Annotated in this window: 23 protein-coding genes; 11 read left to right on the top strand and 12 right to left on the bottom strand. The window is 67.2% G+C overall.

The features are described 5' to 3' along the window. Window positions 1-76 precede the first annotated feature (76 nt). The 3 genes from tcuA to AC1DUN_RS13680 all read left to right on the top strand — a co-directional run bounded on the left by tcuA (window position 77) and on the right by AC1DUN_RS13680 (window position 3,686). A complete protein-coding gene (gene tcuA, locus AC1DUN_RS13690) occupies window positions 77-1,501 on the top strand; it encodes an FAD-dependent tricarballylate dehydrogenase TcuA (RefSeq protein WP_477714417.1) in 1,425 nt (474 codons plus the stop codon). Then, on the top strand, window positions 1,488-2,672 hold the full coding sequence (gene tcuB, locus AC1DUN_RS13685) for a tricarballylate utilization 4Fe-4S protein TcuB (protein ID WP_477714416.1): 1,185 nt from the start codon (window positions 1,488-1,490) through the stop codon (window positions 2,670-2,672). Before tcuA ends, tcuB begins: the two co-directional genes overlap by 14 nt. A gap of 69 nt (window positions 2,673-2,741) precedes the next feature. After that, window positions 2,742-3,686: a Bug family tripartite tricarboxylate transporter substrate binding protein gene (locus tag AC1DUN_RS13680; protein ID WP_477714676.1), complete on the top strand. Its 945-nt coding sequence runs from the start codon at window positions 2,742-2,744 to the stop codon at window positions 3,684-3,686. A gap of 25 nt (window positions 3,687-3,711) precedes the next feature. On the opposite strand, the gene AC1DUN_RS13675 is transcribed toward AC1DUN_RS13680, so the two are convergent. The 11 genes from AC1DUN_RS13675 to AC1DUN_RS13625 form a co-directional block, all read right to left on the bottom strand. After that, the gene (locus AC1DUN_RS13675; RefSeq protein ID WP_477714415.1) at window positions 3,712-4,347 is read right to left on the bottom strand and encodes a response regulator; all 636 of its coding nucleotides are present in this window, start codon (window positions 4,345-4,347) and stop codon (window positions 3,712-3,714) included. Continuing rightward, window positions 4,344-5,633 carry a PAS domain-containing sensor histidine kinase gene (locus tag AC1DUN_RS13670; RefSeq protein WP_477714414.1) on the bottom strand — a complete coding sequence of 430 codons (1,290 nt, stop codon included), beginning with the start codon at window positions 5,631-5,633 and terminating at the stop codon, window positions 4,344-4,346. The genes AC1DUN_RS13675 and AC1DUN_RS13670 overlap by 4 nt, the downstream gene beginning before the upstream one ends. 52 nt (window positions 5,634-5,685) lie before the next feature. Next, the gene (locus tag AC1DUN_RS13665) at window positions 5,686-5,976 is read right to left on the bottom strand and encodes a hypothetical protein (RefSeq protein WP_477714413.1); all 291 of its coding nucleotides are present in this window, start codon (window positions 5,974-5,976) and stop codon (window positions 5,686-5,688) included. Between the two features lie 54 nt (window positions 5,977-6,030). Beyond that, entirely contained in the window at window positions 6,031-6,288 is a 258-nt protein-coding gene (locus AC1DUN_RS13660; protein WP_477714412.1) for a nitrogen fixation protein FixH, read from the bottom strand. A gap of 40 nt (window positions 6,289-6,328) precedes the next feature. Next, window positions 6,329-7,756 (bottom strand): cytochrome c oxidase accessory protein CcoG, encoded by a 1,428-nt coding sequence (gene ccoG / locus AC1DUN_RS13655; RefSeq protein WP_477714411.1) that lies wholly within the window; start codon window positions 7,754-7,756, stop codon window positions 6,329-6,331. Between the two features lie 7 nt (window positions 7,757-7,763). Continuing rightward, entirely contained in the window at window positions 7,764-8,681 is a 918-nt protein-coding gene (ccoP, locus tag AC1DUN_RS13650) for a cytochrome-c oxidase, cbb3-type subunit III (protein ID WP_477714410.1), read from the bottom strand. Between the two features lie 60 nt (window positions 8,682-8,741). Then, window positions 8,742-8,879, bottom strand: coding sequence for a cbb3-type cytochrome oxidase subunit 3 (locus AC1DUN_RS13645; RefSeq protein ID WP_413328157.1), 138 nt, complete (start codon window positions 8,877-8,879; stop codon window positions 8,742-8,744). Between the two features lie 11 nt (window positions 8,880-8,890). Further along, entirely contained in the window at window positions 8,891-9,520 is a 630-nt protein-coding gene (gene ccoO, locus AC1DUN_RS13640; RefSeq protein ID WP_477714409.1) for a cytochrome-c oxidase, cbb3-type subunit II, read from the bottom strand. A gap of 34 nt (window positions 9,521-9,554) precedes the next feature. Then, on the bottom strand, window positions 9,555-10,988 hold the full coding sequence (ccoN, locus tag AC1DUN_RS13635) for a cytochrome-c oxidase, cbb3-type subunit I (RefSeq protein WP_477714408.1): 1,434 nt from the start codon (window positions 10,986-10,988) through the stop codon (window positions 9,555-9,557). A 65-nt stretch (window positions 10,989-11,053) separates the two neighbouring features. Beyond that, a complete protein-coding gene (gene ccoS, locus AC1DUN_RS13630; protein ID WP_074574359.1) occupies window positions 11,054-11,191 on the bottom strand; it encodes a cbb3-type cytochrome oxidase assembly protein CcoS in 138 nt (45 codons plus the stop codon). After that, window positions 11,192-13,507: a heavy metal translocating P-type ATPase gene (locus AC1DUN_RS13625; RefSeq protein WP_477714407.1), complete on the bottom strand. Its 2,316-nt coding sequence runs from the start codon at window positions 13,505-13,507 to the stop codon at window positions 11,192-11,194. A gap of 341 nt (window positions 13,508-13,848) precedes the next feature. Here AC1DUN_RS13625 and AC1DUN_RS13620 point away from each other — a divergent pair, with 341 nt between their 5' ends. From AC1DUN_RS13620 to mgtA, 8 genes are all read left to right on the top strand, one after another. After that, a complete protein-coding gene (locus AC1DUN_RS13620) occupies window positions 13,849-14,292 on the top strand; it encodes a universal stress protein (RefSeq protein ID WP_477714406.1) in 444 nt (147 codons plus the stop codon). Between the two features lie 44 nt (window positions 14,293-14,336). Then, window positions 14,337-14,759, top strand: a complete 423-nt coding sequence (locus AC1DUN_RS13615; RefSeq protein WP_477714405.1) for a universal stress protein — start codon at window positions 14,337-14,339, stop codon at window positions 14,757-14,759. A gap of 30 nt (window positions 14,760-14,789) precedes the next feature. Continuing rightward, window positions 14,790-16,274, top strand: coding sequence for an arginine-ornithine antiporter (gene arcD, locus AC1DUN_RS13610; RefSeq protein WP_477714404.1), 1,485 nt, complete (start codon window positions 14,790-14,792; stop codon window positions 16,272-16,274). After that, on the top strand, window positions 16,274-17,482 hold the full coding sequence (locus AC1DUN_RS13605; protein ID WP_477714403.1) for an arginine deiminase: 1,209 nt from the start codon (window positions 16,274-16,276) through the stop codon (window positions 17,480-17,482). Before arcD ends, AC1DUN_RS13605 begins: the two co-directional genes overlap by 1 nt. Window positions 17,483-17,514: 32 nt before the next feature. Continuing rightward, entirely contained in the window at window positions 17,515-18,513 is a 999-nt protein-coding gene (gene argF, locus AC1DUN_RS13600) for an ornithine carbamoyltransferase (protein ID WP_477714402.1), read from the top strand. Then, a complete protein-coding gene (arcC, locus tag AC1DUN_RS13595; RefSeq protein ID WP_477714401.1) occupies window positions 18,510-19,436 on the top strand; it encodes a carbamate kinase in 927 nt (308 codons plus the stop codon). Before argF ends, arcC begins: the two co-directional genes overlap by 4 nt. 149 nt (window positions 19,437-19,585) lie before the next feature. Beyond that, window positions 19,586-20,254 (top strand): BON domain-containing protein, encoded by a 669-nt coding sequence (locus AC1DUN_RS13590; RefSeq protein WP_477714400.1) that lies wholly within the window; start codon window positions 19,586-19,588, stop codon window positions 20,252-20,254. Between the two features lie 13 nt (window positions 20,255-20,267). Further along, window positions 20,268-22,853, top strand: coding sequence for a magnesium-translocating P-type ATPase (gene mgtA, locus AC1DUN_RS13585; RefSeq protein WP_477714399.1), 2,586 nt, complete (start codon window positions 20,268-20,270; stop codon window positions 22,851-22,853). A gap of 62 nt (window positions 22,854-22,915) precedes the next feature. On the opposite strand, the gene AC1DUN_RS13580 is transcribed toward mgtA, so the two are convergent. Then, window positions 22,916-23,080: a hypothetical protein gene (locus AC1DUN_RS13580; RefSeq protein ID WP_477714398.1), complete on the bottom strand. Its 165-nt coding sequence runs from the start codon at window positions 23,078-23,080 to the stop codon at window positions 22,916-22,918. Window positions 23,081-23,083: the final 3 nt, after the last annotated feature.

Here is a 23,083-nt window from a genome sequence, read left to right as displayed (position 1 = left end):
ACACCTGTTGCCCGATCCTGCCTTTCGCAGGAAGGGCCGCCCGCCTAAAGTCTCCTGACCCACAAGGAGACAAGAAGTGAGCGATGAGCAGGTCGATGTACTGGTCATAGGTGGCGGCAATGCCGCACTCTGCGCCGCGCTGATGGCGCGTGAGGCCGGCGCCAGCGTGCTGCTTCTCGAAGCCGCGCCCAAGGCCTGGCGCGGCGGCAATTCGCAGCACACGCGCAACCTGCGCTGCATGCACGACGCGCCGCAGGACGTGCTGGTGGAAGCCTACACCGAGGAAGAATACTGGCAGGACCTGCAGAAGGTGACCGGCGGCCTGACCGACGAACACCTGGCCCGGCTCGTCATCCGCGCCTCGTCGAACTGCCGCGACTGGATGCGCCGCCACGGGGTGCACTTCCAGCCGCCGCTCTCGGGGGCACTGCATGTAGCGCGCACCAACGCATTCTTCATGGGCGGCGGCAAGGCGCTGGTGAACGCCTATTACCGCAGCGCCGAACGACTGGGCGTGCAAATCCGTTACGAGATGCCGGTGGCCTCGGTGGAGCTCGACGGCGAGCGCTTCACCGCGGTACACACCGAGGCCGGCGAACGCATCACCGCCAGAAGCTGCGTGCTCGCCGCCGGCGGCTTCGAGTCCAACCGCGCCTGGCTGCGCGAGGCCTGGGGCCAGAACGAGCGCGGAGAATGGCCGGCCGACAACTTCCTGATCCGCGGCACCCGCTTCAACCAGGGCGTACTGCTCAAGCAGATGATCAAGGCCGGTGCCGACGCCATCGGCGACCCCTCGCAGGGCCACATGGTGGCTATCGACGCCCGCGCCCCGCTCTTTGACGGCGGTATCTGCACCCGCATCGACTGCGTGTCGCTGGGCGTGGTGGTCAACCGCGAGGCCCGGCGCTTCTACGACGAGGGCGAGGACTTCTGGCCCAAGCGTTACGCCATCTGGGGCCGGCTGGTGGCCCAGCAGCCCGCCCAGGTGGCCTATTCCATCATCGACCAGAAGGCCGTGGGCCGCTTCATGCCGCCGGTGTTTCCCGGCACCACCGCCGACACGCTGCAAGGGCTGGCGCGGCAGCTCGGCCTGGACGAGCCCGGCTTTCTGCGCACCATTGCCGACTACAACGCCGCCTGCCGCGTCGGCCGCTTCGACCACACCACGCTGGACGACTGCCGCACCGAAGGCCTGGTACCCGCCAAGACCCACTGGGCCCGGCCCATTGACACCGCGCCCTTCTACGCTTACCCGCTGCGCCCCGGTATCACCTTCACCTACCTGGGCCTGAAGGTGGGCGACACCGCCGCCGTGCGCTTCGGCGGCCGGCCCAGTCCCAACCTCTTCGTGGCTGGCGAAATGATGGCCGGCAACGTGCTCGGCAAAGGCTACACCGCCGGTGTCGGCATGAGCATCGGCACCGCCTTCGGACGCATCGCGGGCACCCAGGCCGCAGCCGCCGCCCTGAAGCAGAAAGAGTCCCACCATGCAAACGCTTGAAGCCCTGGCACGCGAAGCCGTTTCGCTCGCGGACGGTCCGCGCCGTGTCATTCCCATTCTTTCCACCGCCGAGACCGAGGTTGGCCGGCAGATGCAGATCTGCAACGCCTGCCGCTATTGCGAGGGTTTCTGCGCCGTGTTCCCGGCCATGACCCGACGGCTCGAATTCGGCAAGGCCGACATCCACTTTTTGGCGAACCTCTGCCACAACTGCGGCGCCTGCCTGCATGCCTGCCAATACGCGCCGCCGCACGAGTTTGCCGTGAACGTGCCCCAAGCCATGGCGCAGGTACGCGGCCAAACCTATGTGGACTACGCCTGGCCGCCCGCACTCGGCGCGCTCTACCAGCGCAACGGGCTCACGCTGTCACTGGCCCTGGCCGCAGCGCTGGTGCTGTTCCTGGTCATGGCCGTGGCGATGAAGGGCAGCCTGTGGGGCGCCGCGCCAGGCGGCACCTTCTACAGTGTGTTTCCACACAAGCTGCTGGTGAGCCTGTTCGCCCCCGTGTTCCTGTTTGCCACATTGGCGCTGGCCATGGGCGTGCGGCGCTTCTGGCGCGACATCACGCCCGCCACCAGCGGCGCGCCGCTGAACGCGCCCGCCGCCGCCGAAGCCGCCGATGCGGTGCTGCGCCTCAAATACCTAGACGGCGGCCACGGCGACGGCTGCCACAACGAAGACGATGCCTACACGCTGTCGCGCCGGCGCTTTCATCACCTCACCTTCTACGGCTTCATGCTGTGCTTTGCCGCCACCAGCGTCGCCACGCTCTACCACTACGCCTTCGGCTGGGTGGCACCCTACGCCCTGCCCAGCCTGCCCAAGCTGCTCGGCGTGGCCGGCGGCATCAGCCTGGTGCTCGGCAGCGCCGGCCTGTGGCGCTTGAACCGCAAGCGCCATCCCATGCACGGCGACCTGGCGCAAAAACCAATGGACCTGGGCTTCATCGCCCTGCTGTTCCTCACCAGCGCCAGCGGCCTGGCCCTGTGGCTGGGGCGCGGCACACCCGCCCTGGCCCTGCTGCTGTGCCTGCACCTGGGCGCTGTCATGGCCCTGTTCGCCACCCTGCCCTACGGCAAGTTCGGCCACGGCATCTTCCGCAGTGCCGCGCTGCTGCGCCATGCCGTCGAAAAACGCCTTCCCAATCCGATTGGCCTTGGCGCCGATTGAGAACCACAAGACACAAGCACCCCAAGGAGACACAGCATGAACAAACGAAAATTTCTGCGCACTACCACGATGGCGGTGGCTGCGCTCTGCGCAACCGGCCATGTACCGGCTCAAGACTTTCCCCCCAGGAAATCCATCACGCTTGTGGTGGGTTTTGCCCCTGGCGGGGCAGCCGATGCCGCGGCGCGCCTGATCGCGAAGAAACTTGGCGAGGACATCGGCCAGACAGTGATCGTGGACAACAAAGCCGGTGCCGGCGGAAACATCGCTCACCAGTATGTGGCGAGCGGACCCACCGACGGCTCGATGCTGTTGTTCGGCTCCGTCGGACCGCTGACCATTGCACCTCATGTCATGAAGGTCAGCTACGACCCTTTCAAGGACCTGGCCGCGATCTCTGGCGGGGTGAACTTCCCTAATATGCTGGTGGTGCACAAGGGCCTGGGCGTGAAGACCCTGGCCGAATTCGTTGCGCTGGCCAAAAGAAAGCCCGGCAGCATCGACTTCGCCTCTACCGGCGCCGGCTCGGCTTCACACCTGGCCGGGGAGCTATTTAACCAGCGCGCCGGTATTGACATGGTGCACGTCCCGTACAAAGGCGGCGCTCCGGCCCTGCAGGATCTACTGGGCGAACGCGTCGCCTCGTATTTTTCGGCACCGCCCACCGCGATGCCGCACGTCGAAGCCGGCAAGCTGATCCCGTTGGCTACCACCGGCCTCACCCGCCCTGCCTACATGCCCAACATCCCGACGGTGGCCGAATCGGGCTACCCCGGGTTCGAGGCGCTTAACTGGTACGCCTTCCTGGCACCCGGCAAGACGTCCGTGGCCATTCTTGAGCGCTGGAATCAGGCCATCGTCAAGGTGTTGGCCGACCCCGGCGTCAAGGAGGCCCTTAACAAGCACGGCCTGACGCCGCAGCCGACTACCCGCGCCCAGTTCACCGACTTCATGCGAAAGGAAGATACCAAGTGGGGCGCCATCGTGCGCGAGCGAAAGATCACCGCAAACTGATGGGGTGAAATCCTGCCACCCCCCCTCAGGGCTCGGCCAGGCCGTGCTTGATGGCGTAGCGGATCAGCTCGTTCTGGTTTTGCAAACCCATTTTTTGCATGAGGTTGGTCTTGTGGGTGCTGACAGTCTTGACCGACAGATTCAGCCTGGTCCCGATGTCCGTCAGGGAAACGCCGGCCACCAGCAGCTGCAGCACCTCGAACTCGCGGTTGGACAGGCTTTCGTGCGGCACCGCCTCGTTGCCGGGCATGGCGCCCAGCGCCAGTTGCTCGGCCACCTCTGCGCTGATAAAGGCGCCGCCGGAGGCCACCTTGCGTATGGCCTGCTCCAGCTGGGCCGGCGCGCTTTCCTTGGTCAGGTAGCCGCTGGCGCCGTTCTTGATGGCGCGCACCGCGTACTGCAGCTCCTGGTGCATGCTCAGCACCAGGATGCGCAGCTGCGGCTTTTCGGCGCGTACCAGCTTGATCAGCTCCATGCCGCTGCGCCCGGGCATGGACAGGTCCAGCACCAGCACGTCGAAGGCCAGCTCGCGTACGCGCTGCATGACTTCCGTGCCGTTGCCGGCTTCGCCTATGACTTCCATGCCTTCAATCGACGACACGATGCGCTTGAGGCCTTCGCGCACGATGGCGTGGTCGTCGGCCATGACAATCCTGATCACGTGATGTCTCCTGTTTCCGCGGCCTCAGCCGTCTCGGGCACCGGGATGAGCACCCGTATGCGGGTGCCGCGGCCCGGCGCCGTGTCTATGTCCACCGTCCCCTGCAGCAGGCGGGCCCGCTCGCGCAGGCCCATCAGGCCCAGCGAGCTGGCCTTGCGCGGCGCGTCCAGCGCGAAGCCGGCGCCGTCATCGGCCACTTCGAGGACCACGGCCGCGCCCGTCCTCGTTATGCGCACATCGACCCGCGATGCGCCCGCATGCTTGGCCACGTTCACCAGCGACTCCTGCACGATGCGGAACACCGCCGTGGCATAGGGCTCGCCGAGCTCCACGTCCTCATCCAGCGAGAGTTTGCAGGGCACACCGTGGCGCTGGCTGAAGTTGTGGGTCAGCCACTCGATGGCCGGCACCAGGCCCAGGTCGTCCAGCAGCAGCGGCCGCAGGTCCGAGGCGATGCGGCGCGTGGCGGCCACGGTGGTGTCCAGCAGGCCCAGCATGTCGTCGAGCTTGGCCCGCACGCCCTCCGCCTCGCGCGGCATGGCTTCGCGTATCCAGGTGGCGTCCATCTTGATCGCCGTCAGCGACTGCGCGAGCTCGTCATGCAGCTCGCGCGCGATGCGGGTTTTTTCGCTTTCACGGATGGCGTGGGCCGCCGAGGCAAAGGCGCTCAGCTCCTCGGCGGCGCGCACGCGCTCGGTCACGTCGCGCAGGATCACGGTGTAGAGCTTGCCCTGCGCGGTGTCCAGCTGCGAGATCGAGGCCTCCAGCGGGAATTCCTCGCCGCTGGCCCGGAGCCCATACAGCACCGTGCCGTCCCCCATGCGCCGCGAGGTCGTGCCGGTCTGGCCGAAACGCCGGACCTGCCCGCCATGCGCGTCGCGATGCCGCTGCGGGATCAAACGCGTGAGCGGCTGGCCCAGCATCTCGCGCGTGGGCCAGCCGAAGATTCTTTCGGCGGCCTTGTTATAGAGGATCACGTTTTGCTCGCTGTCCACGGTGATGATGGCGTCCATGGCCGAGTCCAGCAGGCCCGCCAGCCTGGCGTCGGCGCCATCGAGCGCCTGTTTGCCGGCCCGGTCGCGCGCCGCGTCGCGTCCGGCCACCAGCCAGGCCAGGCCGCAGGTCGCGGCGGCCAGGGCCAGCGCAAGCGGCAGGCCCGGCGACTGCGGGCGCGTCGCGAGATGGACGGCGGCCAGCAGCGTCAGGGTTGCCAATACGGCCAGCACAATGGCCGTGGAGCGCCGGCGTTTGGGCAGTGCATCGCCTACATGGGGGAATTGGGACATGGCGCGATTCGGGAGTGGGAGCCCGATCTTACCGCCCTGCCCCGCGCCGGCTTCAGTCCTCATCCACCGCGTGCGCGGGATCCGCCCGCGTCCGGCGTGAAGCCGCCGCCCCCGCATCCGGCGCGGGCCCGGTCAGCAGCACACTCAGCGCGCTGGAGGCCGCGCAGGCCAACCAGAAAACAAAAAACACGGCGGTCTGGAAAGCCAGCCGCGAAAGCCCGGCCGGCTGCCCATCCCTGAGCATCTCCTGGGGGTCAAACAGGCCGAACAGCAGCAGCTCCAGCAGGCAGGCCGCCAGGAAAGCCGGCCAGGCAATGCCCAGTATCTTGTTGGCTGACATCACACATTGCCTCCTGTTGTTATCTGCGCTTGCGGGTTGTCGGGGTGATCAGGCCGATCAGGGGCGTGTGGCCTTGTCGGGCGTGGCCGCGTGGTTGCGCCCTTCCAGGGCCGGCGCCAGGGCCCTGGCCTGCGGCGGGCCGCTGCTGCGTGAGGCCCGTGCCGGCTCCTGCCCGCCTATGACGGCATCGGGGTATTTGACGGCCAGGAAAGCCGTCACGACGCCGGCCACGACCACGGCGGCAGGCCCGGAAACCACCAGCCAGACATGGCCGTGTTTCCACCAGGGGGCGGCTTGGGTGGGAAGGGTATTCATAAACGGCCTTTCATCGCGCTTCATCGCGCTTCATCGCGCTTCATCGCGGAACAAGGAACACGGACTTTTCTTCGACATGGGCGCGCCCGTTTTCATCGGCGACGCGGAACATGATGGGATGCGAGCCGGCCTCGGCCGAGCCATAGGGAATCTGCAGCCGCACCGCCACCCAGCGCGATTCCGTGGGGCCGACCTTGACCTCGGCTTCCGAAGCCACCGCCAGGCCTTCAAGCCCGGCTGCCGCGATGCGGTAGCGCTGCGGCTGCTCCGTGGCGTTCATGATCTGCAGGCGGTAGACGTTTTCCAGCTTTCCGCCGGCCGCGATGCGCGAGAGCGCCGCGCGGTCCCGCACCACGTCCACCTTCAGCGGCATGCGCGCCACCAGGCTCCACAGCAGCGCCAGGCACAGCACGCCCAGCAGCGCGGTGTAAACCAGCACACGCGGGCGCAGCACGCGGCGCAGCATGTGGGACGCGCTCCACTTCCCGGCCAGCGCGTTCTGGGTGGTGAAGCGGATCAGGCCGCGCGCATAGCCCATCTTGTCCATCACGCCGTCGCACACGTCCACGCAGGCCGCGCAGCCTATGCATTCGTACTGCAGGCCCTCGCGTATGTCTATGCCGGTCGGGCAGACCTGCACGCACAGCGTGCAGTCCACACAGGCGCCCAGGGACAAGGCGGTGATGTCGGCATGGCGCGAGCGGGCGCCGCGCGGCTCGCCGCGGGCCGGGTCGTAGCTCACGATCAGCGTGTCCTTGTCGAACATCGCGCTCTGGAAGCGAGCATAGGGGCACATGTATTTGCACACCTGCTCGCGCAAAAAGCCGGCATTGCCGTAGGTGGCAAAGCCGTAGAACAGCACCCAGAAGATTTCCCAGCCGCCCATTTTGGTCTGCAGGAACTGCAGGATCAGCTCGCGCGCCGGCACGAAGTAGGCGACAAAGGTGAAACCGGTCCACATGGCCACGCCTATCCAGAGGATGTGCTTGAACCATTTCTTGACCAGCTTTTCCAGCGAAAACGGCGCGCCGTCCAGGCGCAGCCTGGCCGTGCGGTCGCCCTCCACCTTGCGTTCTATCCAGAGGAAGATTTCGGTGTACACCGTCTGCGGGCAGGTAAAACCGCACCACAGGCGGCCCGCCACCGCCGTGAACAGGAACAGCGACAAGGCGCTGGCCACCAGCAGGCCGGTCAGGTAGATGAAGTCCTGCGGGTACAGCACATAGCCGAAAAGGTAAAAGCGCCTGGCCTCCAGGTCGAAGAGCACCGCCTGGCGCTGCCCCCACTGCAGCCACGGCAGGCCGTAAAACACCAGCTGGGTCAGGGCCACAAAAACCCAGCGCCAGCGCGCGAAACGTCCGCTGACCGAGCGCGGGTAGATCTTTTTTTGCGCCTCGTACAGGGATCCGCCTGCCGGCTCGCTCACCGGAACGATGGGGATAATTTTGCGCAAGGCCGGTTGGGTCACTGTCGCCTCAAAGCTTGGCCGCGGGGGCCTTGTTGGACAGCCCCCAGATGTAGGCCGTCAGCACGTGGATCTGCGCTTCCGTGAGCTTGCCGGCCTGCGCGGGCATCTCGTTGGTCTTGCCCTTGTTGACGATGTCGACGATGGCCTGCTCGCCCCAGCCGTGCAGCCAGATGTCGTCCGTCAGGTTGGGCGCGCCTATCGTCGTGTTGCCCTTGCCGTCCACGCCGTGGCAGGCCGCGCAGGCGCTGAACTTTGACTTGCCGAGCTGGGCGCGCACCGAATCATGCGGGCCGCCCGACAGGCTCAACACGTACTGCGCCACGTTCTTGACGTCCTCGGGCGAGCCTACCGCCGCGGCCATGGGCGGCATCTGCCCCTTGCGGCCCTGGGTCAGGGTTTCCTTGATTTTTTCGGCCGAGCCGCCATGTAGCCAGTCGCTGTCGGCGAGGTTGGGAAAGCCCTTGCTGCCGCGCGCGTCCGAGCCGTGGCACTGGGCGCAATTGTTCATGAACAGGCGCTCGCCCACCGCCATCGCATTGGCATCGCCCGCGAGCTGCTCGGCGCTTTTGGCGCTGAAGCCGGCATACAGCGGCGCCAGTTCCTTGTCCGCCTTGACCATCGCGCTGTCGTATTCGCCGCGCGTGCTCCAGCCCATCTCGCCCGGGTAAGCGCCCAGGCCCGGGTAGGCAACCAGGTAGAGCAGCGAATAGATCACGGTCAAGACGAACAGCCACATCCACCAGCGCGGCATGGGGTTGTTGGCCTCGCGCAGGTCCTCGTCCCAGACATGGCCCGTGGTGTTGTCGCTGCTCGGGACTATTTTTTTCCGGGCCGTGGCCCACAGCAGCACCAGTGCGCCAATGATGCCGACCAGGGTCAGCGCGGCCACATACCAGGACCAGAAGTTGTCGGTGAAATCGCTCATAAGCCGTACCCGATGCGTTGTGGAGTCAAGAAAGAAGCTTTAAAGAGAAGTGGCATAGCCCTAGTCCTGCAGGAAGGGGATCTTTGCGTCCTCTTCAAAGCGCTTGCGGTTGCGGCCCGAATAGGCCCACACCAGCAGGCCGATGAAGGTTGCGAAGCACAGCAAGGTGGCGATGATGCGCAGCGTATTGATGTCCATGGCGTTCTCCTTTACTTCAGGGCCTTGCCCATGACTTGCAGATAGGCCACCAGGGCGTCCATCTCCGTCTTGTCCTTCACCACGGCGGCGGCCTCGGCGATTTCGGCATCGCTATACGGCACGCCCACCGTACGCAGCGCCTTCATGCGCGGCGCCATGTCGGCCGGGTTGACGCTGGCTTTTTCCAGCCAGCTGTAGGCCGGCATATTCGATTCGGGCACCACATCGCGCGGGTTGTTCAGGTGGATGCGGTGCCACTCGTCCGTGTATTTGCCGCCCACGCGCTGCAGGTCGGGGCCGGTGCGCTTGCTGCCCCACTGGAAGGGATGGTCGTAGACAAACTCGCCGGCCACCGAGTAGTGGCCGTAGCGCAGCGTCTCGGCGCGGAAGGGCCGGATCATCTGCGAGTGGCAGTTGTAGCAGCCTTCCCGCAGGTAGATGTCGCGGCCGGCCAGCTGCAGCGCGCCGTAGGGCTTGACGCCTTCTATGGGCGCGGTGGTCGACTTCTGGAAGAACAGCGGCACGATCTCTACCAGGCCGCCCACGGCGATCACCAGCAGGATCAGGATGATCATCAGGAAGTTGTTGGTCTCAATCTTCTCGTGCGAGAAGCCGGCGGTGCTTGTGTCGTCGTTTTTCATGGGATGAGCTTTCTTCGCTTTTGCTTGCGTCTTGTCATGCGTGGGCCAGAGCGGGAACCTGCACCCGCACGGGCCGGCCCTTGGCCACCGTCATGCAGACGTTCCAGGCCATCAACACCATGCCGCCCAGGTACAGCACGCCGCCGAAGAAGCGCACCACGTAGAAGGGATAGGTGGCTTTCACCGATTCGACGAAGGTGTAGGTCAGGGTGCCGTCGGCGTTCAGGGCGCGCCACATCAGGCCCTGCATCACGCCGGCGATCCACATGGCCGCGATGTAAAGCACGATGCCCACGGTGGCCACCCAGAAATGCACCTCGATGGCGCGCACCGAGTACATCCGCTTTTGCCCGAAGAGGCGCGGGATCATGTAGTACAGCGTGCCCATGGAGATCAGGCCCACCCAGCCCAGCGCGCCCGAATGCACATGGCCCACGGTCCAGTCGGTGTAATGCGACAGCGCGTTGACGGTCTTGATGGACATCAGCGGTCCCTCGAAGGTGCTCATGCCGTAGAAAGACAGCGAGACGATCAGGAAACGCAGGATGGGGTCTTCGCGCAGCTTGTGCCAGGCGCCTGACAGCGTCATCACGCCGTTGATCATCCCGCCCCAGCTGGGCGCCAGCAGGATCAGCGAGAACACCATGCCCACCGATTGCGTCCAGTCGGGCAAGGCCGTGTAGTGCAGGTGATGCGGGCCCGCCCACATGTAGGTGAAGATCAGCGCCCAGAAGTGGACGATGGACAGGCGGTAGCTGTAGACCGGCCGCTCGGCCTGCTTGGGGATGAAGTAATACATCATGCCCAGGAAGCCCGCGGTCAGGAAAAAGCCGACGGCGTTGTGGCCGTACCACCACTGCACCATGGCATCCTGCACGCCGGCGTAGGCCGAATAGGACTTCATCCAGCCGGCCGGCACCTCGGCGCTGTTGACCACATGCAGCACCGCCACCGCCAGGATGAAGGCGCCGTAAAACCAGTTGGCCACATAGATGTGCCTGACCTTGCGCACGCCCAGGGTGCCGAAGAACACCACCGCGTAAGCCACCCAGACCAGGGTGATCAGGATGTCTATGGGCCATTCCAGCTCGGCGTATTCCTTGCCGGTGGTATAGCCCAGCGGCAGGCTGATGGCCGCGGCCACGATGACCAGCTGCCAGCCCCAGAAAGTGAAGGCCGCCAGGCGCGGCGCGAACAGCGGCACGCCGCTGGTGCGCTGGACCACGTAGTAGCTGCTGCCTATGAGCGCGCAGCCGCCGAAGGCGAAGATCACCGCGTTGGTGTGCAGCGGCCGCAGCCGCCCGTAGCTGAGCCAGGGGATGCCGAAGTTCAGTTCAGGCCAGGCCAGCTGGGCCGCGATGAACAGGCCCACCGCCATGCCCACCACACCCCAGAGCACCGCCGCCAGCGAGAACTGGCGCACCACCGTGTCGTGATAGGCGATCCCTTGCGTCGTTTCTTGGTTCATGAAGCACCTTTTGTCTAGATGCTTCAAAGTGTCGGCGCGGCGGGCGGCGCGGCATTTGATACAGGTCAATCACCGTGAAGAATGCGCTCGGCTTCCTGCTCCAGTGCCTCGAATTGCCCACGCCACACGGCCCAGCCCAGCGCGCCAATGATGAGCAGCGCCAGCACCACGGACAAGGGGATCAGCAGAAAAAGAATGTCCATCTAGTGTTCAGGCGCAACGCGCGCCAGCCTCGCGGAATTAGCCACCACCAGCAGCGAACTCGCCGCCATGCCAAAGCCGGCCAGCCAGGTCGGCATCAGGCCCGCGATTGCCAGCGGCACGCAGGCCGCGTTGTACAGCGCGGCCCACAGCAGGTTCTGGCGCACCACCCTCCTCGTTCGCCGCGCCTGCGCCAGCAGCGCCGCCACGCTGGCAAGCCGGTTGCCGGTCATGATGAAATCCGCCCTGGCCTGGGCCAGCGGCACGGCCTGGCCCATGGCCATGGACACATCGGCCGCGGCCAGCACCGGCCCGTCGTTCATGCCGTCGCCCACCATCATGACGCGGTGGCCTTCGCGCTGCAGCCTTCGCACATGTGCCAGTTTTACCTCCGGCGTGCATTCGCCGAAGCACCACTCGATGCCGGCCCGGCGTGCCAGGTGGGCCACGGCCTGGCCGGTATCGCCCGACAGCAGCTGCACGCGGACACCGAGTTTGAGCAAGGCCGCCACGGCCTGCGCCGCATCGGGGCGAATGGCCTCGTCCAGCTCGAAGCCTGCCAAGTAGTGTTCGCCGTCGGACAGGTGCGCCTGCGGCACCGGCGCATCGCGGCCCGGCACAGGCACCCGGCAAAAAGAGGCCGAGCCCAGGTAAAGGTAGCGTGCATCGCTGCCGTCCAGCCTGGCGACCTTGCCGCGCAGGCCCCGGCCGGGGACCTCCTCCACCTCGCTGGCGACCCAGCCCGGCGCGGAAGCATTCACGGGAAAGCGCGCGGCGATGGCGCGCGAAACCGGATGCAGCGACTGCCTGGCCAGCGCGCCCGCCCTGTCACACACGTCGTCCCGGTCCACGCCGGCAGGCGTGTAGGCCATGACCACATCCATGCGGTCCTGCGTCAGCGTGCCGGTCTTGTCGAAGACCACGGTGTCCACCGCCGCGCAGCTTTCAAGCGCCTGCAGCCTGCGCACCAGCACGCCGCGCCGCGCCAGCGCGCCCGCGCCGGCCAGCATGGCCGCCGGCGTGGCCAGCGACAAGGCGCAGGGGCAGGTCACGATGAGCACCGCGACCGCAACCGCCATCGCATGCGCTTGCCCCAAAGGCCACCACCACCAGGCGGCAGCGGCGGCGGCCAGCAGCACGGCCGCCAGGAAAGGGCTGGCGATGCGGTCCACCAGTTGCACCAGGCCGGGTTTTTCGAGCGAGGCCTGCTCCATCAGCGCGACGATTTCGGCGTAACGGGTTTGCGCACCGACCCGCCGCACGCGCACCAGCAGCAGGCTGGTGAGGTTGTGGCTGCCGGCAATGACGCCGTCGCCGGCGCGCCGCAGCAAGGGTTTGGATTCACCGGTCAACAGCGACTGGTCGACCCGGCTCTCGCCGCTTTCCACGTCGCCATCAGCGGGAAAGGCCTGGCCCGGCAGCACGCGGACCAGATCGCCCGGGACAAGCCGGCGCACGGCCACCACGCGGAAACTGCCGTCGGCCTCCTGCCGCTCCACGCTGTCCGGCAGGCGGCGCATCAATGCCTCCAGCGCGCCGGCGGTGCGGTCGCGCAGGCGCTGCTCCAGCAGCCGGCCCGACAGCAGGAAAAACACAAACATGGGCACCGAGTCGTAGGAGGCATGCTCGCCCCAGGGGCCGGCCGGGTCAAAGGTGGCGGCCGTGCTGGCGCCAAAAGCGATCAGCACACCCAGCGCCACCGGCACGTCCATGCCTATGCGCAGGTGGCGCACATCGCGCAGTGCCGCCGCAAAAAACGGCCAGCAGGAAAACAGCAGCACCGGCAGGGTCAGCACCCAGGAGGCCCAGCCCAACAGCGCCCGTATGTCGGGCGTGATCTCGCCGGGCCCCGACAGATAAGCCGGCGCGGCGTACATCATGACCTGCATCATGCAAAAGCCGGCCACCAGCCAGCGCCAGAGCATCAGGCGCTGGGCCCGCTGCCGGTTGCCGGCCAGCAGCAGGTCGCCGGCCGGCAAGGCGCCGTAGCCGGCCTGGCGCAGCGCGGCCATCCAGGCCGAAGGCCGCGTGGCCTGCGGCTGCCACTGAAGCCGCGCCACGGCCGTGACGCCATTGACCTGCACCGCGTCCACGCCGGGCAGCTTGCGCAACACCGACTCGACGGTGAGCGCGCAGGCCGCGCAATGCATGCCTTCGATCGCCAGGCAGGACTCCCACCAGCCCTCGCGCCCGGCGGCCGGCCGGCTGAAACCCTCCCATTCGGCCGGCTCGTCCAGCGCGGCCCATGGCGTGGCACCGCCCGCGGCAGGCGGCATGGGGCCGGCGGAATGCAGCGGCAAGGAGGGGGCGGTTTGCATGGCGAAAGCTTAGCCAGCGCAGGGCGCCCTGCCCTTGACATGGATCAAACCAAGGGCCATGGGCACTTCCGAGGGTGCCCGCGGGTGTCGGCTGGCTGTCAGGCGCTGTGGCTTACGTCTGCTGGCGAACAGACACCTCCCGATGCCGCGCGCACAGTCACCTGATGGCATCGGACACCTTCCGGGCCCATGCGGGCCGATGCGGTTTTGCACGCGTCGAAAGACCTCGCCAGAAACGCCGGAACAGCGGGTCGCAATCATGTGCCGCGCCCTTGACCTGGATCAAGCCCGGGCCCGGACGGCGCTCCTAGACTGCGGCACATCAACACAGGAGAACCACCATGTACCAACGCATTCTTGTTGCCACCGACGGCTCCACACTGTCCAAAAAAGCGGTCAAGGACGCCATCGCCCTCGCGGCATCCCTGGAGGCCGGACTGGTGGCGCTCAACGTCGTGCCGCGTTATCCCATGAGCTACTTCGAGGGCGGCGCCAACATTTCGCCTCAGGAAGTCGGGCGCATCGAAAAGGATTGGGCCGACAGGGGCCAGGCCATCGTCGACGCGGTGTGCAAGTCCGCCGAAGCCGCGGGCGTCAAGGCCAAGGCCGTGGTCGTCAAGTCCGACCTTGTCGCGGCGTCCATCCTGGCCGCGGCCAAAAAGAACAAAAGCGACCTCATCGTGATGGCCTCGCACGGCCGCAAGGGTATCTCGCGCATCCTGCTCGGCAGCGAAACCCAGCAGGTGCTTACCCACAGCGGCATTCCTGTGCTGGTCCTGCGTTGAATCGCCGCTGAATCCACATTGACAAAACATTTCCGGAAAACACCATGAAAGTCCTTCTGGCCGTTGACGGCAGCAAATTCACCAAAAAAGCCCTGGCCTTCCTGGTCACCCACGAAACCCTAATGGGCCCGGATGCGGAACTGGTCGTGCTGAACGTGCAGCCGGCTGTTTCGCCGCGCGTCAAGACCATGCTGGGCGCCGCCACCGTCCGTGCCTGGCACCAGGATGAGGCCAACAAAGTGCTGCAGCCGATTGAACGCTTTCTCAGGCGCCATGGCGTGCAGTACCGGGCATCGTGGGTCGTCGGCACGCCGGCCACGCAGATCGTGCAGGCGGCCAAACGCGAGAAGGCCCACATGGTGGTCATGGGCACCCACGGCCACGGCCTGCTGGGCCGCGCCCTGCTCGGCAGCGTCGCCCAGCGCGTGGTGGCCGATGTCGACGTGCCGGTGCTGCTGGTTCAGTAGCCATCCATCACCCGAAAGCGAGAACACGCCATGAGCACACTGTCAAACACCCGGTCCCCGGTGTCGCCGGCGCGGGCCATTCCCACCACACGCCAGGCGCAGGGCAGCCTGGGCCTGGGCTTGCTGGTCGCGCTGGTGACGGGCTCCATCATCGGCAGTGGCATCTTCGGCCTGCCTCAGAACATGGCGGCCGGCGCCGGCGCGGGTGCCATCCTGGTCGGCTGGCTGGTCACCGGTGTGGGCATGCTGGTGCTGGCGCGCGTCTACCAGACGCTGGCGCTGCGCAAGCCCGAACTGGACAACGGCGTCTACGCCTATGCCCGCGCGCTTTCAGGCGATTACATAGGCTTTAATTCCGCCTGGGGTTACTGGATCAGTGCCTGGATAGGCAACGTCGGTTACCTGGTGGCCGCGTTCGGCGCGCTCGGCTACTTCTTCCCGGCTTTCGGCGAAGGCAACACCCCCGCGGCCGTCGCTGGCGCGTCGGTGGTCTTGTGGGTGGTCCATGCGCTGGTACTGCGCGGCATCAACACCGCCGCCTGGGTCAATGCCGTGGTCACGGTGGCCAAGGTCATTCCCCTGCTGCTCTTCATCGTGCTGGCCGCGGCCGCGTTCCAGGCGCCCACCTTCAACCTGGACTTCTGGGGCGGCGCCAAGCTGGGCTCCGTGCTGGAGCAGGTCAAGAGCACCATGCTGGTGACGGTCTGGGTCTTCATCGGCATCGAGGGTGCCAGCGTCTATTCGGCGCGCGCGCGCCAGCGCAAGGACGTCGGCAAAGCCACGGTCATAGGCTTTCTGATCTGCCTGGCCCTGCTGATGGCCGTCTCACTGCTCTCCCTGGGCATCTTCACGCAGCCGGAACTGGCCGGGCTGAAAAACCCCTCCATGGCCGGCGTGCTGGAAAAAGCCGTGGGCACCTGGGGCGCCGTGCTCATCTATATAGGGCTGATCGTTTCAGTGGGCGGCGGCTTCCTGGCCTGGACATTGCTGGCCGCCGAGTCGCTGTTCACGCCGGCCAGCAGCGGCGTCATGCCCGAAGGGCTGGGCCGCCAGAACGGCAAGGGCGTGCCGGCCAATGCCTTGTGGCTGAGCAGCGCCATGGTGCAGGTCTTTCTCATCGTCACGCTGGTGTCCAAGGCCTCCTACCTGGCGCTGATCTCGCTGTCGACCGCGATGATCCTGCTGCCCTACCTGTTCAGCGCGCTCTACGGCCTCAAGCTGGCGATGCGCGGTGAGGATGCGGGCCCGGCGCCCCAAGGCGCCCGCGGCGCGCTGGACCTGCCGGTGGCCGCGCTCGCCTCGGTGTATTGCCTGTGGCTGCTGTATGCCGCCGGCGCCAAGTACCTGCTGCTGAGCGCCCTGCTCTACGCCCCCGGCGCGGCCCTGTATTTCATCGCCAAACGGCAGGCGCGCAAGCTGGCCTTCAGCGCGGGCGAAAAAGCCATGCTTGCCGCGGTGCTCGCGCTCGCGGTGGTCGCGGGCTGGATGCTGGCCGCCGGAAAGTTGAGCCTGTGATGGCCGGCGTCCATTCAGAGACGGGCCGGCTGCGCAAGGTGCTGGTCTGCAGGCCAGGCCTGGCGCACACGCGCCTGACGCCCGCCAACTGCCGGGACATGCTATTTGACGACGTGATGTGGGTCGCGCAGGCCAAAAACGACCACTATGCCTTTACCAGCGCCATGACGGAGCACGGCGTGGAAGTGCTGGAACTGCACGACCTTCTCGCGGTCACGGTCGGCAACCCGATGACGCGCGACCGGCTGCTGGACCGCGAACTGGCCGGCACCGACTTTGAAGCCGCGGCCGTGCTGCGGCCCTGGCTGCAGGAGCTGCCGCCGGCCCGGCTGGCCGAATTCCTGATCGGCGGACTGACGCCGGCGGACCTGCCCTTCAAGCTGCCCGGCCTTACGGCTGCCTGCGCCAGCCCCTCGGACCTGCTGCTGCCCGCCCTGCCCAACACCCTGTTCACGCGCGACAGCAGTTGCTGGATAGGCGACGGCGTGGCGCTGGGCGCCATGTACTGGCCCGCGCGCCGGCGGGAAAGCCTGCTCATGGCGACCATCTACCGCTCACACCCGGCATTCGCGGGCAAGGTCACCGAATGGTGGGGCGACCCGGGGCAGCCGCACGCGCAGGCCTCGCTCGAAGGCGGCGACGTCATGCCGCTGGGCAAGGGCCTGGTGCTGGTCGGCATGGGCGAGCGGACCTCGCCGCAGGCCGTGACCCAGCTCGCGCGCAGCCTGTTTGCCCGCGGCGCCGCGACCCGGGTGCTGGCCGCCCAGTTGCCCAAATCGCGCGGCGCCATGCACCTGGACACGGTGCTGACTTTTTGCGACCGCGACCTGGTGACGGTGTTCCCGGAAATCGTGCAGGCTATCCGCGTGTTCAGCCTTCGCCCCGGCGAGAAGCCGGGTGAGCTGGACGTCAGGGCCGAGGCAGAACCTCTTCTGGAGGTGCTCGCGCAGGCGCTGGGCTTGCCCAGGCTGCGCGTCGTCGCCACCGGCGGCAATGCCTACGAAGCCGAGCGCGAGCAGTGGGACGACGGCAACAACGTGCTGGCGCTGTCGCCCGGCGTCGTCATGGCCTACAACCGCAACACCCATACCAACACCTTGCTGCGCAAAGCCGGCGTCGAAGTCATCACCATTCCCAGCGGCGAGCTGGGGCGCGGGCGCGGCGGCAGCCACTGCATGTCCTGCCCCATCGAGCGCGACGCCGCCTGAGCCGTCATTGCAACAAAACGAAAGACGGCCCCATGAGCTTTAACCTTCACAACCGCAGCCTGCTGGACCTCAAGGATTTTTCCCCGCGGGACATCCGTTTCCTGCTGGACCTGGCTGCCGAGCTCAAGCGCTCCAAATACGCGGGCAACGAATTGGCGCGCCTGAAGGGGAAAAACATCGCGCTGATCTTCGAGAAAGCCTCCACCCGCACGCGCTGCGCGTTTGAAGTCGCGGTGCACGACCAGGGCGGCCATGTCACTTACATCGACCCGGTCAGCTCGCAGCTGGGCCACAAGGAATCCCTGAAGGACACGGCCCGGGTGCTGGGCCGGCTGTACGACGGCATCGAGTACCGCGGCTTTCACCAGACGGTGGTGGAGGAGATCGCGCGCTTTTCGCATGTCCCGGTGTGGAACGGGCTCACCGATGAGTCGCACCCGACCCAGGTGCTGGCCGACCTGCTGACCATGCAGGAGTTTGGCGAAAAGCCGCTGCATGAACTGTCTTTTTGCTACCTGGGCGACGCCCGTTTCAACATGGGCTGCTCCCTGCTGGTGGGCGGCACGCAGATGGGCATGGACGTGCGCATTGCCGCTCCCGCCGCCCTGATGCCGCCGCCGGCCCTGGTCGCCGACATGCGCGAGCTGGCCAAGACAACCGGCGCGCGCATCACCCTTGGCAGCGATCCGGCCGAAGCCGTCAAGGGCGCGGATTTTCTCTATACCGACGTCTGGGTCTCCATGGGCGAGCCTGACGAAACCTGGAAGCTCAGAATCGAGCAACTGCTGCCCTTTCAGGTCAACAGCGCGCTGATGAAGGCCACGGGCAAGCCGCGCACCCGCTTCATGCACTGCCTGCCGGCCTTCCACAACCTGGACACCGAAGTGGGGCGCCAGATCCACGAGCGCTACGGCCTCAGCGAGATCGAGGTGACCGACGAGGTTTTCGAATCCGACGCGTCCATCGTGTTTACGCAGGCGGAAAACCGCATGCACACCATCAAGGCCGTGCTTGTGGCCACGCTGGCATGAGGCTGGTCGTGGCGCTGGGCGGCAATGCCTTGCTGCGCCGGGGCCAGCCGCCCAGCGCGCAGCACCTGCTCGAAAACATCCAGGGCGTGGCGGCCCAGCTGGCGCGCGTCGCGCTGCACCATGAGCTTGTGGTGACGCACGGCAACGGGCCGCAGATAGGCCTGCTGGCCCTGCAGAACTCGGCCTACGCGGCGGTGCCGCCCTACCCGCTCGACATGCTGGGCGCACAGACCGAGGGCATGATCGGCTACCTGCTGGAGCAGGAACTCGCCAACCGGCTTGCGCCCAACCGCCCCGTGGTCACCCTGCTCACACGCGTGGAAGTCGATCTCTCCGACCCGGCTTTCGGTCGGCCCACCAAACCCATAGGGCCCGTCTACACCCAGGAGGAAGCGCAGCGGCTTGCGCAAACAATGCACTGGCATGTCGCGCCCGACGGCGCAAGCTTCAGGCGCGTCGTGGCTTCGCCCCTGCCCCTGCGCGTGCTGGCCGTGGATCCGCTGCGCTGGCTGTTGCAGCACCAGGCCGTGGTCATCGCCGCAGGCGGTGGCGGTATCCCGGTGGCGCGTACGGCCGGCGGGCGGCCCCTGGAAGGCGTGGATGCCGTGATCGACAAGGACCTGACCAGCGCCCTGCTCGCGCTGGAGCTGGGTGCCGACTGCCTGGTGATCGCCACCGACGTGGACGCCGTCTACCTCGACTGGGGGCTGTCGACGCAGCGCGCTCTCGGCAAGGTCGGGCCGCAGGAACTGCTGGGCCACAGCTTCCCCGCGGGCTCCATGGGCCCCAAGGTGCAGGCCGCCGCCAGCTTCGTCCTGAAGACGGGAAGGAAGGCCTTGATAGGTTCGCTGGACCGGATCGAGGAGATGCTGGCGGGCCGCGCCGGCACCGAGGTCAGTCCCGGCGGCGGCCCGGCGGCATAAGCCGGCGTGGAAGGGCCCCGCCCCGCCGCATCGCGCGGGGCTTGCGCGACAAGCCATCGCTTGAGGAATATCAAGACAGGCACCGCCTCGCCTGCCTACAGTGGCATCACCACCCTGTGGTGGTGACCACTTCATCCAAGGAACAAGCCATGAAAACCGATTTTCAGCTCAAGGCTGATGTCACCGCCGAACTGGCCTGGGAACCCGCCGTCAATTCAGCCGGCATAGGCGTTCTCGTCAATGACGGTGTCGTCACGCTCACGGGGCACCTGAACAGCTTTGCCGAAAAAGTCGCGGCGGAACGGGCGGTGCGCCGCGTGGCCGGTGTGCGCGGGCTGGCGATAGAGCTGGATGTCAAGCTGGTGGCGGACCACCAGCGCAGCGACTCCGAAATCGCCACGGCCGCCGCCTCCGCGCTGCGCTGGAGCGCGCTGCTGCCGCCCGAGCGGATCAGGGTCGAGGTGGAAAAAGGCTGGCTCACCCTCACGGGCGACGTCGACTGGGCCTACCAGTGCAACACCGCCGAGAAATGCGTGCGCGGGCTGGTCGGCGTGCGCGGCCTGTCCAACAACGTTGTGGTGAAACCCACCGTCAGCACGCGCGACGTCGCGGCGGAGATTGCCGCGGCGCTGGCACGCCAGGCCGACCGCGAAGCCCGGCATATCCGGATCGACGTGAAGGGCGGTGAGGTCACCCTGCACGGCAAGGTGCATTCCCTGGCCGAGCGCGAAGCGGCCGCCGGCGCGGCATTGGCCGCCAGGGGCGTGAGCCGTATCGTCAACAAGCTGGAAGTTGCCGCCTCGTCGAGCGCACGCTGAAACGCCGCGCTAGATGCATGCCGCACAAATAACGGACGGGCCCGCAGCCTCTGCATCGGCGCCCCGGCCCTGGTGGCTGGCGCCGGCGCCGGCGCCGGCCCGGGCCTCGGGCCTGACGCAGTCCGAGGCGCTGGAGGCGCTGGCACGCTTCGGCCCCAACAGCTTCGAGGCGCGCAAACAACAATGGCTGGCGCTGCGCTTCCTGGCGCGCTTTCGCAACCCGCTCGTGCTGGTGCTGCTGGCCGCCAGCGCCATCTCCGCCGCCACCGGCGATGTGGCCAATTTCCTCATCATCATGGCGATGGTGCTGCTGAGCGTCACGCTGGACTTCGTGCAGGAGCACCGCGCCGGCCGGGCCGCCGACAAGCTGCGTGAATCGGTGGCCTTGCGCGCCAGCGTGCTGCGGGACGGGCGTGTGCAGGAGGTGCCGGTGCCGGCGCTGGCGCCCGGCGACCTGGTCTTGCTGTCCGCCGGCGACCGCGTGCCGGCCGACGGCCGGGTGGTCGAGGCCCGCGACTTCTTCGTCAACCAGGGGCTGCTGACCGGCGAGTCCTACCCTGTCGAAAAGCACCCCGGGGAGCTGGACAGCGGCGCCGTGGAGCTGCAGCAGGCCCTGAACGCGGCCTTCATGGGAAGCACCGTGGTCAGCGGCAGCGCCCGCATGCAGGTCATGGCGACCGGTACCGCCACGGCGCTCGGCGAGGTGGCGCACAGCATCCAGGCCGAGCCCGCGCCGACCGCCTTTGAAACCGGCATGCACCGCTTCGGCATGCTGCTGATGCGCATCACGCTGCTGCTGGTGCTGTTCGTCATGCTGGTTAACCTGGTGCTGCACCGGCCGCTGCTTGATTCTTTCCTGTTCGCCGTCGCGCTCGCGGTGGGCCTGACGCCCGAGCTGCTCCCTATGGTGGTTTCGGTCACGCTGTCGCGCGGCGCGATGCGTATGGCGGCGCGCTGCGTGATCGTCAAGCGCCTGGCCTCGATACAAAACCTCGGCGCCATGGACGTGCTGTGCACCGACAAAACCGGCACGCTCACCGAGGCGAAGATCAGCCTTGAGCGCTGCGTGGACGCGGACGGGCACGACGCACCCCGGGTGCTGATGCTGGCCAGCCTCAACAGCGTGTTCGAAAGCGGCCTCAGGAGCCCGCTGGACGAGGCCATCCTCGCGCGCGAGGTGGACGTTTCAGGATGGCAAAAAATCGATGAGGTACCCTTCGACTTCGAGCGCCGGCGCGTGTCGGTGCTGGTCGACCGCGGGGACGCGCGCTGGCTGGTCGTCAAGGGCGCGCCCGAGGATGTGCTGGCGCTGTGCAACCGCCGGGAAAGGGACGAAGGCCGCTCGCTGGCGCCGCTGGACGCGGCCGCGCGGGACGGGCTGCGCGAGCGCTGCCACGCCCTGGAGCGCGAAGGCCTGCGCGTGCTCGGCGTCGCCTGGCGCGAGGTGCCCAAAGACCATGCGCATGCAGACGTCCGCGACGAGAACGAGCTGGTGTTCGCGGGTTTTGCCGCCTTCATCGACCCGCCCAAGGCCGGCGCCGGCGCCGCGCTGGCCGCGCTCGCAAGGAGCGGCGTGGCCGTGAAGATCGTCAGCGGCGACAGCGAGCTGGTCACTCAGCACCTGTGCGGGCTGCTGAAGCTGCCGGTCAAGGGCATCCTGACCGGGCAGGAGATCGCGCACATGGACGAGGCGGCGCTGCGCGCGCGCGTGGGCCGCACCACGCTTTTTTGCCGCGTCAACCCGGCCCAGAAGAACCGCATCATCCTGGCGCTCAAGGCGCGCGGGCACGTGGTCGGCTACCTGGGCGACGGCATCAACGACGCGCCGCCGCTGCGCTCGGCCGACGTCGGCATCACGGTGGACTCGGCCGTCGACGTGGCGCGGGAGGTGGCCGACATGGTGATGCTGGACCACGACCTCGCCGTGCTGCACGAAGGCGTGCTCGAAGGCCGGCGCACCTTCGGCAACGTGATGAAGTACATCATGATGGGCACCAGCTCCAACTTCGGGAACATGCTGAGCATGGCCGCCGGTTCGCTGTTCCTGCCCTTCCTGCCCATGCTGCCGTCGCAGATCCTGCTCAACAACGTGCTCTACGACCTGTCGCAGGCGGCCATCCCGCTGGACCGGGTCGACCCCGACGACCTGCGCCGCCCGCGGGCGCTGGACATGGCCTTCATCCAGCGTTACATGTGGCTGTTCGGCCTGGTCAGCTCCGCCTTCGACTTGCTGACGTTCTGGATCCTGCTGCGGGTGCTGGATGCCGGTGAAGTCCTGTTTCACACCGGCTGGTTCGTCGAGTCGCTGGTGACCCAGGTGCTGGTCATCTTCGTGATCCGCACGCGCGGCAGGCCCTGGGCCAGCCGCCCCAGCGCGGCGCTGACGGCCGCCTCGCTGGCCATTGCGGCCGTGGCGCTGCTGCTGCCCTTCACCCCGCTGGGCCGGCTCTTTCACTTCGAGCCGCCGCCCGCCGCGTTTTTTGCCTGGCTGCTGGTGATGGTGCTCGCCTACCTGGCGCTGGCCGAAGGGGCCAAGCGATTTTTCTACGCGCGGATGGTGGTGCGCGGCGGGTCAAGGCGAAGGGCGGCGCATCTCTAAGCAGGGCATCGGCACTGGCCGCGCCGATACCGGAGGTAGCGCCGGTCACCAGCGCCACGCGCTCAGCCATGGAAATGCTCCAGTCGACCGGAAATGCGCATGGCCTTCACCGCATGCCGAAGCGGCGCCGTTCCCATCGTCGTCGCGTGCGCGGCCGGATCGGCGTGCGCGGCCTGTCCAACAGCGTTGTGGTGAAACCCAGCGCGGCCGGCGTACGGCAGCCTCATGGG

Source organism: Polaromonas sp. P4_F6 (assembly GCF_056401275.1).
Note: the sequence above shows the minus strand (reverse complement) of the source record. Positions and strands in the feature narration are given on the sequence as shown.